The sequence below is a fragment of the Desulfomicrobium apsheronum genome, from assembly GCF_900114115.1.
Taxonomy (GTDB): domain Bacteria; phylum Desulfobacterota; class Desulfovibrionia; order Desulfovibrionales; family Desulfomicrobiaceae; genus Desulfomicrobium; species Desulfomicrobium apsheronum.
In genome coordinates, this window is sequence record NZ_FORX01000002.1 from 202572 (window position 1) to 214562 (window position 11991).

11 protein-coding genes are annotated in these 11991 nt (G+C 59.8%); 9 read left to right on the forward strand and 2 right to left on the reverse strand.

Annotated elements, in window-relative coordinates; genetic code table 11:
* Positions 1 to 185 precede the first annotated feature (185 nt).
* The 6 genes from BMZ40_RS03045 to BMZ40_RS19450 all read left to right on the forward strand — a co-directional run bounded on the left by BMZ40_RS03045 (position 186) and on the right by BMZ40_RS19450 (position 5355).
* Positions 186 to 1103: a sulfite exporter TauE/SafE family protein gene (locus BMZ40_RS03045; RefSeq protein WP_092372655.1), complete on the forward strand. Its 918-nt coding sequence runs from the start codon at positions 186 to 188 to the stop codon at positions 1101 to 1103.
* Between the two features lie 169 nt (positions 1104 to 1272).
* A complete protein-coding gene (locus tag BMZ40_RS03050; protein WP_092372656.1) occupies positions 1273 to 3273 on the forward strand; it encodes a monovalent cation:proton antiporter family protein in 2001 nt (666 codons plus the stop codon).
* Positions 3274 to 3383: 110 nt separating this feature from the next.
* Positions 3384 to 4079, forward strand: a complete 696-nt coding sequence (locus BMZ40_RS03055) for a DUF1538 domain-containing protein (RefSeq protein ID WP_092372657.1) — start codon at positions 3384 to 3386, stop codon at positions 4077 to 4079.
* Positions 4076 to 4801 (forward strand): DUF1538 domain-containing protein, encoded by a 726-nt coding sequence (locus tag BMZ40_RS03060; protein WP_092372658.1) that lies wholly within the window; start codon positions 4076 to 4078, stop codon positions 4799 to 4801. Before BMZ40_RS03055 ends, BMZ40_RS03060 begins: the two co-directional genes overlap by 4 nt.
* On the forward strand, positions 4801 to 5139 hold the full coding sequence (locus tag BMZ40_RS03065; protein ID WP_092372659.1) for a P-II family nitrogen regulator: 339 nt from the start codon (positions 4801 to 4803) through the stop codon (positions 5137 to 5139). Before BMZ40_RS03060 ends, BMZ40_RS03065 begins: the two co-directional genes overlap by 1 nt.
* Before the next feature lie 51 nt (positions 5140 to 5190).
* Positions 5191 to 5355, forward strand: coding sequence for a hypothetical protein (locus BMZ40_RS19450; RefSeq protein WP_177192996.1), 165 nt, complete (start codon positions 5191 to 5193; stop codon positions 5353 to 5355).
* A gap of 142 nt (positions 5356 to 5497) precedes the next feature.
* Here BMZ40_RS19450 and BMZ40_RS03070 read toward each other — a convergent pair whose 3' ends face one another.
* Positions 5498 to 7027 carry a DUF4139 domain-containing protein gene (locus BMZ40_RS03070; protein WP_092372660.1) on the reverse strand — a complete coding sequence of 510 codons (1530 nt, stop codon included), beginning with the start codon at positions 7025 to 7027 and terminating at the stop codon, positions 5498 to 5500.
* Positions 7028 to 7076: 49 nt separating this feature from the next.
* Positions 7077 to 8795 carry an FAD-dependent oxidoreductase gene (locus BMZ40_RS03075; protein WP_092372661.1) on the reverse strand — a complete coding sequence of 573 codons (1719 nt, stop codon included), beginning with the start codon at positions 8793 to 8795 and terminating at the stop codon, positions 7077 to 7079.
* A gap of 334 nt (positions 8796 to 9129) precedes the next feature.
* Between BMZ40_RS03075 and BMZ40_RS03080 the strand changes: the two genes are divergently transcribed.
* The 3 genes from BMZ40_RS03080 to clpA are packed head-to-tail and all read left to right on the forward strand — an operon-like array spanning position 9130 to position 11990.
* Complete coding sequence (locus BMZ40_RS03080) at positions 9130 to 9432, forward strand: hypothetical protein (RefSeq protein ID WP_092372662.1); 303 nt, start codon at positions 9130 to 9132, stop codon at positions 9430 to 9432.
* A gap of 14 nt (positions 9433 to 9446) precedes the next feature.
* A complete protein-coding gene (locus tag BMZ40_RS03085; RefSeq protein ID WP_092188509.1) occupies positions 9447 to 9761 on the forward strand; it encodes an ATP-dependent Clp protease adaptor ClpS in 315 nt (104 codons plus the stop codon).
* On the forward strand, positions 9762 to 11990 hold the full coding sequence (gene clpA / locus BMZ40_RS03090; protein ID WP_092372663.1) for an ATP-dependent Clp protease ATP-binding subunit ClpA: 2229 nt from the start codon (positions 9762 to 9764) through the stop codon (positions 11988 to 11990).
* Position 11991 lies beyond the last annotated feature (1 nt).

An 11991-nucleotide genomic window follows, 5' to 3' on the forward strand; every position in this document is an offset into this window, starting at 1 on the left:
CGTTGCGAAGCTGTTTCTCGTGAGGGGCACCAGCGGATTATCTTGACATGGAGGCTTGAAACTGATCAATTACTGACACGATTTAAATAAAAAAAATGTCTTTGGATGTGTCTTTCATGACCCGGGACGCCCATGCTGGATGGCAAGGTTTCGGATGGGCTCGTGTCCGGGCACCGGGGGGTGTCATGTATTTTGCGACCGCAGGAATTGAGGTTTCTCCTTGGCTGCCGCCCTTGGCCGCCTTCGTGGTGTCTTTTTTCACCTCCATGGGGGGTGTTTCCGGGGCTTTTCTGCTCCTACCCTTTCAAATGTCCTTTCTCGGATACACCGCGCCATCCGTCAGCGCCACGAATCACCTCTTCAACATAGTGGCCATTCCCAGCGGCGTGTACCGGTATCTCAAGGAAAGGCGCATGGTCTGGCCCCTGACCTGGGTCGTGATCGTCGGCACTCTGCCGGGAGTCATTCTTGGAGCTGTGATCAGGGTCAACTACCTGCCTGATCCCAGAAATTTCAAGGTGTTTGCCGGACTGGTCCTGGGTTACATCGGGTTTCGCATGGTTCGGGATCTGTTGCGGCAGAAGGAGAAGAAGTCGGAGCGCAGCTTCCGGCAGTCGGTCAGAGAATCCAGGGGAGCGGCCGGGACCGGGGAGGTCACTGTCAGGGAGTTTTCCCTGCGGTGCATCCGTTACGATTTTTCCGGAGAAACCTACTCCTGCTCGACCATGACCATATTCATGATGAGCCTCCTCGTAGGCGTGGTCGGCGGCGTCTACGGCATTGGTGGCGGGTCCATCATCGCCCCGTTTTTTGTCTCCATCTGCGGTCTGCCGGTCTATACGGTGGCCGGGGCCGCGCTTATGGGCACTTTGGTCACGTCCGTAGCGGGTGTGGGGTTTTATCAGGTACTGGCGACTTTTCACGTCGGTCAATCCATCGCCCCCGACTGGGGACTTGGCATTCTATTCGGTCTGGGCGGCATGCTCGGCATGTACTGCGGGGCCAGATTGCAAAAGCGCGTCCCTGCCCGTCTTATCAAGGCAATGCTGTGTGTGATCATTTTGAGCACTGCACTCAAATATGTTGTGGATTTCTTCAGCTAGACTTCTCCATACCCGTGCTTTAACCTGTCAGCAGGTCATGCTCCATTTGAGCATGGCCTGCTTTTTCATTACATGGCGGCATGTTGCAGAGAGTCTCTTGCACAGGGCAAGGCATAGATGACAATTTTGGGAACTCCGGCATGCGGCAAAATACGTTTCGAGGACTTTCATGAGTGTCGAGATCCCCATATTGACCGATGTGGTCATGATTTTTGGCCTGTCCAGCGCCGTGATCATCGCCAGTCACCGTTTTCGCATTCCCCCGGTGATAGGCTTCCTGCTCACGGGTGTCTTGGCGGGGCCTTATGGTCTCGGCCTTGTCGGGGCCGAGCACGAAGTCGAGATGTTCGCCGAGGTAGGGGTCATCCTCCTGCTCTTCGTCATCGGCATGGAGCTGTCCCTGGAGGAACTGCAGCGTCTGAAGAAGCCGGTGTTCGTGGGCGGCGCGGCCCAGGTCCTGCTGACCGTCGCAGTTTTCGAGCTGCCTTTCATGGTCTTCGGGGTGGGCCTGGGCAAGGCCATCTTCATCGGCTTCCTGGCCGCCCTGTCGAGCACGGCCATCGTGCTCAAGCTCCTGGCCGAGAAGGCCCAGCTGGGCGCCCCCCACGGACGCATCTCCCTGGGCATGCTCATCTTTCAGGATGTGGCCGTGGTGCCCATGATGCTGCTTGTCCCCCTGCTGGCCGGCGTAGCGGGCAATCCCTGGATGTCCCTGGGCGAGATGGCGATCAAGGCGGCACTGGTCGGTGGTGTGCTTATCGTGGCGGCCCGGAAGCTGATTCCCCGCATTCTCGAGGCCGTCATCCGTACGCGCAGCCGCGAACTTTTCCTCATGACCACCCTGGGACTGTGCTTCGCCATCGCCCTGCTGACGTCGAGCGTGGGCCTGTCCCTGTCCCTGGGCGCCTTCCTGGCGGGGCTCATCATGAGCGAGTCGGAGTACAGCCACTCGGCCCTGGAGGGGGTACTGCCCTTCCGCGACGTGTTCACGAGCGTCTTCTTCGTATCCATCGGCATGCTCCTGGACCCGTCCTTCGTGCTGGCCCACCTGCCGCAGGTTCTCGGCCTGACCGGGGCCATCCTCGTGCTCAAGGGCGCCCTGGCCGCCGTGGCCGGCAGGTTGCTGGGATATCCCTGGCATGTGGCCATCCTCGGAGGGCTGTGCCTGTGTCAGATCGGCGAGTTCTCCTTCGTTCTGGCCGGTGTAGGCATGGGCAGCAAGTTGCTCACCCCTTCGGAATATCAATACTTTCTGGCTGTGGCCATCATGACCATGGCCGTCACGCCTTTCCTCATCGCGGCCGTGCCGGCCATCTCGGAACGCCTGATCAGAATCATGCCCCCGGGTCTGAAGACCGCCCCGCCGAAGGAGGCCGAGGAGGACATGAGCGACCATCTCGTCATCGCCGGTTTTGGCCTCGGCGGGAAGCACCTGGCCAGGGCCGCCAGGGCGGCGGGCATCCGCTATGTCGTCCTGGAAATGAACCCGGACACCGTGCGCCGCGAACAGGCCAGGGGCGAGCCCATCCTTTACGGAGACGCGTCCCAGGGGGCGGTGCTGGAGCACATCGGCGTGTCCCGGGCCCGCATACTGGCCGTGGTCATCTCGGATCCTGCCGCCATCGGGCGCATCGTGGCCACTGCCCGGGCCCACAACCCGGCACTGCACATCGTCGTGCGCACCCGCTTCGTCAGCGAGATCGAGCCGCTCATGCAACTGGGGGCGCAGGAAGTGGTGGCCGAGGAGTACGAGACCTCGGTGGAGATGTTCATTCGCGTGCTGTCTACGTATCTGGTGCCCAAGCCGGATATCGAACGGTTCGTTCGCGAGATAAGAGCCGAGGGTTACGGAATGCTCAGACGGTCCATGCTCAACACGGTCGACGCTTGCAGTCTGGAGGGGACGTGCTCCACCTTTGGGGCGACAGTGCTTGTCGTTGCTCCGGGGGCTTTTGTGGCGGGGAAGAGTCTGATCGATTCCAAACTACGCAAGGAGCATGGGTTGACCGTGGTTGCTGTGCAACGGGCCGGAAAAACACAGATCAATCCGGATCCCCAGTGGATTTTCATGGTCGGGGATCGGGTGCATGTATTTGGTGAACAGGCGTTGATCGCCGAGAAGTCCGATCTTTTTATCGGGAAAAATCACGATTCGGGGGCTGCGGCTTGAACTGGAGGATTGTTTGTGTAAAATTCAACAAGTGTGTCAATGCATAGTTGTTTGCCTCTTGCCTGGATGGAGGCGACTCTTCCACCAACAAAGCATGGTCGAGCCCTGACATGAACAAAGAAGCCGCTCATTTGTTGCGCGAGGTCACCTTTGCGGTTCTGCCCGTCAGTCTCATCGTCTGCGTGCTGCAACTGACGTTGCTGCATATGCCCTGGGATGTGTTCGCCCGTTTTGCATTGGGGGCGTTATTCGTGGGCTGTGGTCTCTTTCTTTTTCTTCTTGGTGTAAAAATCGGTCTTTTGCCCATGGGTGAAATGATCGGTGCGGAGCTCCCCAAAAGCGGATCTGTAAAATACCTTGTGTTCATGTCTTTTCTTCTTGGGACTGCGATCACTGTTGCAGAACCCGACGTGCGTGTTCTGGCTCACCAGGTTGATTTCGTCTCCGCAGGGTTGATTTCGCGCAATATACTCGTTTTTGTGGTCGCGCTAAGCGTTGGAATCTGCGTGGGTGGAGCCGTGCTGCGGATTGTGCTGGGTGTGCCTATCGTGAAGGTGCTGGTGGGCGGGTATGCAGTCATCCTGGCGTTGTCCTTTTTTACACCGGAGAGCTTTCTGCCCATCGCCTACGATGCCGGTGGCGTTACCACCGGGCCAGTCACGGTTCCCTTCATCATTGCCTTGGGACTTGGCACGGTCGGGGTGTTGCGGGGCAAGAATTCCTTCAGCGACGGCTTTGGTCTCGTGGGTCTTGCATCCATTGGGCCGGTCATAGGAGTCATGATTCTGGGGATGATTTACGGATGAACATTATCTTGGAATTCCTGAATTTCAGGCATGTGGCAATGGAACTGTTCATTGCCTTTGCTCCCTTGGTGCTTTTTTTTGCCTACATGCAGCACCGCTCGTTGCGTTTGCCCAGATCCTACGTGCTGCGACTGCTAAAAGGCGTGATCTTGTCCTATGTCGGGCTGGTCCTGTTTCTGCAGGGCGTGACCCAAGGTTTTTTGCCTGCAGGGACCGAAATCGGTCGTATAATCGGCGGAGCGCCATGGCGCTGGGCGCTGGTTCCGTTGGGATTCTTTTTTGGTCTTGCGGCCACGGCGGCGGAACCGGCTGTGCGCGTCCTGGCTATCGAGATGGAGAAGGCATCGGGTGGTTCGGTCGGTCAGAAACCCGTTTTGGTTACGCTCTCTCTGGGAGTAGGGATTTTCGTGGCGTTGGCCATGTTTAAGCTCCTGGCAGGAATTTCGATTCTCTGGTTCGTGGTGCCGGGATACGTTCTGGCCTTGGTCATGACCCGATTCTCCACGCCTTCCTTCATTTCTGCGGCCTTTGACGCCGGAGGCGTGGCCACCGGTCCCATGACCGTGACCTTTGTCATGGCCATTGCCTTGGGTGCGGCCGGAGCCTTGGAGGGAAGGGACGCGGTGGCCGACGGTTTTGGACTCATAGCCCTGGTCGCCCTGGCGCCTATTCTCTCCGTAATGGCTCTGGGCATTTTATATTCCCGAAAAAGGAGTGGCTGATGAACATACTGGAAGATTTTGACTGCATCGTGACCATCGTGAACAAGGGACACTGCGATCCCGTCGTGGACGCCTCCCGCAAGGCTGGCGCCGAGGGCGGGACCATCATTTTCGGGCGTGGCACGGGCATCAGGGACGTCAAATCCATCTTGGGCCTCGCCATAGATCCGGAGAAGGAGATCATTTTGACTCTGGTGAAATCGGAAATAAGCTTGCATGTTCTCAAAGCCATCGTTGACGCGGGCAATTTGGAGCGGCCAGGCACGGGAATCGCCTTTATTCTTCCGGTCAAGGGTGTGGCCGGGATATGTCATTTAAACTGTCCGCCGCTCACGTGAACCGGAGTTGTCGCAATATTTTGTTCGATCAGGAGTACGACAGGAGAGATTATGTTTCTGGTTGAAATGATGCGTAGACTTATTTCCCAGGTCCGGGTCTGTCCGCATTGCGGGCACAGGCAGTCTGCCCAGCCTGGCGATAAGCGCCGGGAACGCTGCGAGAAATGCGGCGCGCCCTTGCCGCCCCCCAAGGACAAGGATGGCGGTCGGGTTTGACTTCCGGATTTTTTTAGGAACTTGAAATTCGAATTCTGCAATTCGAGCTTTGGAATCGGCGATCGGAAGATTGGCGATGTTAAAAAAACGCGCTCCCTTTCATGTGCGAGGGAGCGCGTTTTTTTGGTGTCTCGATGGCCGTCTACCAGCGCCAGCCCGGATCGATGTTCAGGTCTTCGGGGGCGTCGAGCTTGAGGTCCAGGGTGATGGTCATCTCCGCGCCGGCCGCGATGGTGCTGTTCCAGGCCAGGATTTCCGGATCGTCCTCTTTCAGGGGTTCGGGCTTGGCCGTCAGTTCGAGGTTGATGCGCTCGTCGCGGGGCAGTGGGCGTGGCTCCTCGATGCGGACCTGGGCCGGGCGCTCGGCGGCATTGCGCACGGTCATGGTCCACTGTCGCAGGAAGGTCTGTTTTTGTTTGAAGATACCTTTTTCGCCCGTCTTCTTGTCCTTGAGGACGGTGGTGCAGGTCAGCAGCGGGTCCGTGCCGAAGAACACGGTCGCGTCCCGGCCGGAGAGCGAGAACTGGCGCTGATCGACCATGGCTCCGTCGATGAAGAAGAAAGCCGTGCCGGGGGGGAGTTCCTTGGGCTCGGTGAACTCGGCCCTGGCCTGCACGAAGGCCTTGGAATCGAGACTGGGCCGGATGAGGTGCGTGAAGGTGACCGGCCAGGCGTCGCGCTCGATCTCAAGGATGCGGGTGTCTCCGGCCGGTACCGATTTCTTGCCCATGTCCCAGGCGGCGTAGGTGCTGTGCCGGACCTGCACGGGCTCCGGAGGAGCTTCCGCGAGCATTTCCTCGTTTGCGGCATCGGAGCGCATGGACATCATGGGCGCTCCGGCCATGGCCTTGCGGAAGACGCGCAGCGGCCCGATTTCCCAGGGAGGGAGGCTAGAGGGCTCGGCCTGGATTTGTGGCTGCATGGTTGCCAGAAAAAGCCGCACGTCGCTCCAGTCCTGTCCCGAACGCTGCCAGACCTTGGCCTGCCAGGAAAAATCGATGCTCTTGCGGGCCGGGGAGGCTTCCAGGCGATACATGGGGGTCCAGCCGCAGTCACGCAGGGTGTAGGAGTAGGACAGTTCCTTGGGTGCCGCGCCCGCGACCAGGACGCGGACTTCCCATACCGTGCGGCCCTTGCCCGCCGTGTCGGCGATCTCTTTTTCCACCCAGACTATCCTTGCCTCCAACTCCTCCAGGCGCGGCGTCAGGGCCTGGGCCTTGGCCGTGTCCTCGCGCAGGGCCTTGCCCATCTCCTCAGCCAGTTCTCGCAGCGCCGCCACGGTCTGTTCGCCGGGCTTGGTCTGGGCCTTCCAGAAGGCGATGCGTCCGCGCACGCCTTCCAGTTCGGACAGGACCGCGTCCCGCTCCGTTTTCAATTCAGCCAGGCGACGGTTGAGCGGTTCAAGGGCGCTTTGATTCTTTTCCTGACGGGTTTTCCAGGCCAGGTCCGCGATGGTTCCTTTTTCCGCCAGCTTGCCAAATCGCAGGCTGGCCGGGTCGGCCTGACTGGGTAGGACCAGCGTGCAGGACGACAGTCCCGCTTCGCCGGACTCCACCGTCACCGCCGAGACTTCCTCGACCTGGGCGGAACCCGGAAAGAGCGTCACCTGGGTCGGCGCGGCCCAGGCCCAAAGGGGAAAGAGAAGCATGAGCGCGGTCAGAATTCTGGTCATGTATCCTCCTGCGTAAAAAAAGGCCAACCCGAGGGTTGGCCGTGTATTTTCAATCTTCCTGGCTGGGGTCGAATCCGAGCTGCTTGATGAAGCCCATGCCGCCCTGCAGGTTGACCGGCTCCAGAAAACCGGCGTTCCGCAGGATGACCTGGGATTCGTATGATCTACCGCCGGTGTTGCACAGCAGCACGATCTTCTTGTCCTTTGGAATTTCGTCCAGCCTGTTGCGGATTTGTCCCTGAGGGATGTTTTTCCAGAATTCCGGGTGCTTGCTGACAAAAGGCTCGGCATTGCCCCATTCGCGGGTGTCGATGCACAGCAGGTTTTCGCTGACGCGGTTCTCCCAGAGCTTGGCGAATTCGACAGGCTGAAGCGGGACGTTCCTGCCCACCAGGATGTTTTCGGCGGTGTTGGCCGCGGCATTCAAAACGTCCATGGCCGAGCCGAAGGGCGGGGCGTAGGCCATCTCCAGGCTGGACACGTCGCGCAGGGTCGGACGGAACTTGAGGATGGCGGCCATGGTGTCGATGCGGCCCTTGAGCGAATCGCCGTTCTGGCAGGCGCCCTGCAATCCGAGGACCCGGCCGGAACGGCGCTCGACGACAATCTCCAGGCTGACCATGTCGCGCTTGGGATAGAAGTGGGAGTGGTCGCTCATGATGACGTGGGTGCTGAAGGCGTCGAAGCCCTCGCGCAGGGCCACGGGCAGGGACAGGCCGGTGCCCGAGAAGGCGTAATCGAAGAGTTTGATGATGAATGTGCCGACCACGCCATCGAAGGTTTCCCTGCCACCAGCGACATTGGTGCCGATGATGCGCCCCTGGCTGTTGGCCAGGGAGCCCAGCGGATAGTAGCCGATCTTGCCCGTGACGATGTTTTCGATGACCACGCAGTCGCCGCCGGCGTAAACATCCGGGTCGGAGGTCTGCATGGTCTTGGAGACGATGATGCCGCCGCGCTCGGAGCAGGACAGTCCGGCTTCCCGGGCCAGGCTGTCGTTGGGCACGACGCCCACGGCCAGGATGACCAGATCCGCGTCGATGGTGCGTTTGTTGGTTACCACGCGCGTGACCTTGCCGTCTTCGCCCTCGATGGCCTGGACCATTTCCGAGGTGTGGACGGTGACGTCGTTTTCCGCGAGATGCTTTTCGGCGATGGTGGCCATGGCCTTGCTCATGAAGCCGGGCATGATCTGGTCCGCCACTTCGATGACCGTGGTATCGATGCCCCACATGTCCGCGAAGGACTCCGCCATTTCCAGACCGATGAAGCCTCCACCAACGATGACGGCCGACCCGACGCTGCCGCTGGCCACCTGCTCCTTGATGCGGATGGCTTCGCCCAGGGTGCTCACGGTGAAGACGTTGCCCAGTTCGCGTCCGGGGATGGGCAGTTTGCGGGGCGTGCTGCCCATGCCCAGGACCAGCTTGTCGTAGGGCAGCGTGGTCTGCGTGCCGTCCTTGGCCTGGACCAGGACAGTCTTGGCCTTGCGGTCGATGGACAGCGCCCTGGTCTCGGTCATGACCTTGAAGTCCTTGCAATCCTGAAAGAACTGCTCGTCACGGACCATGTGAAAGCTTGTTTCCTGCAACTGCTGATGATCGCTGACGTCTCCCGAAACATAATAGGGGATTCCGCAGCCGCCGTAGGAGATGAGTTTACTGGCGTCGACCAGGGTCACTTCGGCATCAGGCGCCACGCGTTTGATGCGGCATGCGGCCTTTGGCCCGAGAGCCACGCCACCGATGACAACGACTTTGAGAGACATGAAAACTCCTTGAAATTAAATATGTTGATAGTAAAAAAATAGGAGTTGTTTTGGAAAAAACATGCTTTGGGTAATATATTTCGCCCGGGAGCGGTAGTGGAAAAATGCATTGGAAACGGCCGACCCGGAGCGTGCGCTTCCGTGCGATATGCCGTGGATCACGGGCAGTATTGAGACTTGCTTTTAGCGAACGCGGCATTAATAGTCGCCTGCAAAGGAGACGGTCGCCTGCAAACAAAGGGACGGTCCCCATCGAAAGAAGGCGGTTCCCGCGCATTGTTGCCCGGACCCGAAGGACCTGAACTGCCGGATGAATCAATTACGAGGAGAGACAATGGCTGAAACCATCGACGATATTTCCATAGACTGGACCGATGAAGAAGGCGTCCAGAAGGTCAAGGAACTGAAGAAGGAAGTGCTGACCCGAGGCGCATGGTCAACCCTCATGTTCGCCTATCAGGAAGTGGGGCGCGGCGAGGATGAATTCGGGCCGGTCAAGTTCCGGGTCGGGCGTTACCAGAAGCGCAACGGCCGTTTTTCTCCGCATTCCAAGTTCAATATTTCATCGGTCAAGCAGGCTCGGCAGGTTGTGCAGATTCTGCAGGCCTGGATCGACGAATACGGTGAAGATGAATAGGGCCGGGGTGCGTCATGACCGAACCGTTTGAGGTTCCGGGTTCCGATCCGGATATCATGGTCGAGGACCAGTTGCAGGAGCCCCGTCAGTTCAAGGTGTTGCTGCATAACGACGACTATACGTCCATGGATTTTGTCGTGGAAGTGCTCATGAATGTCTTCGGCAAATCCGAATCCGAGTCGTTTGCCATTATGATGAGTGTTCATGAAAAAGGAATTGGCCTGTGTGGAATCTACACGGCCGAGGTCGCGGAAACCAAGGTGCAGCTTGTGCATCAGATGGCCAAGGCCCGGTCTTTTCCCCTGCGCTGCTCCATGGAAGAGGTGTAAATGCTGAGTAAGGAGTTGGAAAGAATCATCGGTAATGCCGTGCGCGAGGTCAAACTTCGCCAGCACGAGTTCTTGACCCTCGAGCATCTGCTGTACAGCTATACGCTCGATACCCATGGTCAGAGCCTGCTGGCCGGTTGCGGCATAGATCTGGAGCGTCTGCGCAAGCAGCTGGCTCAATTTTTCATCGATCATCTCGACGTGAGCCCCCGTCCCGAGCACGAGATCGTGCAGACCGTGAGCGTGCAACGGGCCATGCAGCGGGCCATCCTGCACATCCAGTCTTCGGGCAAGTCCCAGGTCGAGGCCGGGGATTTCCTGGCCGCCATGCTCGAAGAGGAGGACGCCTTTGCCGTTTACTATCTGAAGGCTCAGGGCCTGACACGGCTGGCGGTGATCGAGTACATTTCCCATCAGCTCCCCGACGGCGGGGGCAGCAGCGAGGCCGACACCCGGGATGCCTCCAAGCAGAGCGCCCTGGAGAAATATACCGTGGATCTGGTGGTCAGGGCCCAGGAGGGCCGGATCGACCCCCTGGTCGGCCGTGACGAGGAACTCAAGCGCACCTTGCAGGTTCTGGCCCGGCGCAAGAAGAACAATCCCATCTTCGTCGGCGACCCCGGCGTCGGCAAGACCGCCGTGGCCGAGGGGCTGGCGCTCAAGATCGCTCGCGGCGAGGTGCCCGAGCAGTTCGCCGAAGCCCGCATCTTTGCCCTGGACATGGGCAGCCTGCTGGCCGGGACCAAGTATCGCGGCGACTTCGAGGCCCGCCTCAAGGGCGTCATCTCGGAACTCAAGGCCATGGACGGGGCCATCCTGTGCATCGACGAGATTCACACCATCGTCGGCGCGGGTTCCACCAGCGGCGGGTCCATGGACGCCTCCAATATCCTGAAGCCGGTGCTGGCCTCGGGCGAGCTGCGTTGCATCGGCTCCACCACCTACGAGGAATACAAGAATCATTTCGAGAAGGACCGCGCCCTGTCGCGGCGCTTCCAGAAGATCGACATCGTCGAGCCCACCGTGGCCGAGAGCGAAAAGATCCTCATGGGTCTGCGGCCATACTACGAGGATTTTCACGGCGTGAAATATCAGCCCTCGGCCATCTCCGCCGCCGTGGAGCTCTCCGCCCGTCACATCAACGACCGCTTTCTGCCGGACAAGGCCATTGACGTCATCGATGAGGCCGGGGCCATCTTCGTTCTTTCCGGAGAGAGGAAACGGCGCAAGTCCGTGACCCGGCGCGACATCGAGGAAGTGGTGGCGCGCATGGCGCGTATCCCCAGCGCCCGCGTCAGCGCCTCGGACCGTGACCGACTGGCCAGCCTCGAATACGAGCTCGGCTCCAAGGTCTTCGGCCAGAAGGAGGCGGTGGAGACGCTGGCCCAGGCCATCAAGCGTTCCCGCGCGGGCCTTGGCAATGCCGAGCGTCCCCTGGGCTCCTTCCTGCTGAGCGGTCCGACGGGCGTGGGCAAGACCGAGCTGGCCAAACAGCTGGCGGCCTGCCTCGATGTGGCCTTCGTGCGCTTCGACATGAGCGAGTACATGGAAAAGCACGCCGTGGCCCGGCTCATCGGCGCGCCTCCCGGTTATGTCGGCTTCGAGCAGGGCGGCCTTCTGACCGACGCCATCCGCAAGACCCCGCACTGCGTGCTCCTGCTGGACGAGATCGAGAAGGCGCACATGGACATGTTCTCCATCCTGTTGCAGGTCATGGACCACGCCACGCTGACGGACAACAACGGCCGCAAGTCCGATTTCCGCAACGTGATCCTGCTCATGACCTCCAATGCCGGCGCCCGGGAGATGAGCGGCAACGCCATCGGCTTCAAGGCCGGGGTCGAGGAGGACAGAGGGCTGCGCGGGCTGGCCGCCATCGAGAAGCTCTTCAGCCCGGAATTCCGCAACCGTCTTGACGCCATCATTCCTTTCCATTCCCTGACCCAGGACATCATGGAAAAGATCGTGGACAAGTTCATGGGCGAACTGGGCGTCCAGCTCGCGGCCAAGAACGTCATCCTGGAGCTTGCCCCCGAGGCTCGTGCCTGGCTGGCCAGGAAGGGATTCGATCCCGCTTTCGGGGCCAGACCGCTGGGGCGTCTCATTCAGAAGGAAATCAAGGACAAGCTTGCCGACAAGATCCTGTTCGGGGATCTCGCTGCCGGCGGAAGCGTTCGTGTCGGAATGAAGGATGGCGGGGAGCTGGATTTCACCTTCTCCGCCAAGTGAT

Coding starts and splice junctions, on each gene's coding strand:
- clpA (WP_092372663.1), top strand. CDS start 9,762: ATGCTGAGTAAGGAGTTGGAAAGAATCATCGGTAATGCCGTGCGCGAG.
- BMZ40_RS03045 (WP_092372655.1), top strand. CDS start 186: ATGTATTTTGCGACCGCAGGAATTGAGGTTTCTCCTTGGCTGCCGCCC.
- BMZ40_RS03060 (WP_092372658.1), top strand. CDS start 4,076: ATGAACATTATCTTGGAATTCCTGAATTTCAGGCATGTGGCAATGGAA.
- BMZ40_RS03050 (WP_092372656.1), top strand. CDS start 1,273: ATGAGTGTCGAGATCCCCATATTGACCGATGTGGTCATGATTTTTGGC.
- BMZ40_RS03065 (WP_092372659.1), top strand. CDS start 4,801: ATGAACATACTGGAAGATTTTGACTGCATCGTGACCATCGTGAACAAG.
- BMZ40_RS19450 (WP_177192996.1), top strand. CDS start 5,191: ATGTTTCTGGTTGAAATGATGCGTAGACTTATTTCCCAGGTCCGGGTC.
- BMZ40_RS03055 (WP_092372657.1), top strand. CDS start 3,384: ATGAACAAAGAAGCCGCTCATTTGTTGCGCGAGGTCACCTTTGCGGTT.
- BMZ40_RS03070 (WP_092372660.1), bottom strand. CDS start 7,027: ATGACCAGAATTCTGACCGCGCTCATGCTTCTCTTTCCCCTTTGGGCC.
- BMZ40_RS03085 (WP_092188509.1), top strand. CDS start 9,447: ATGACCGAACCGTTTGAGGTTCCGGGTTCCGATCCGGATATCATGGTC.
- BMZ40_RS03080 (WP_092372662.1), top strand. CDS start 9,130: ATGGCTGAAACCATCGACGATATTTCCATAGACTGGACCGATGAAGAA.
- BMZ40_RS03075 (WP_092372661.1), bottom strand. CDS start 8,795: ATGTCTCTCAAAGTCGTTGTCATCGGTGGCGTGGCTCTCGGGCCAAAG.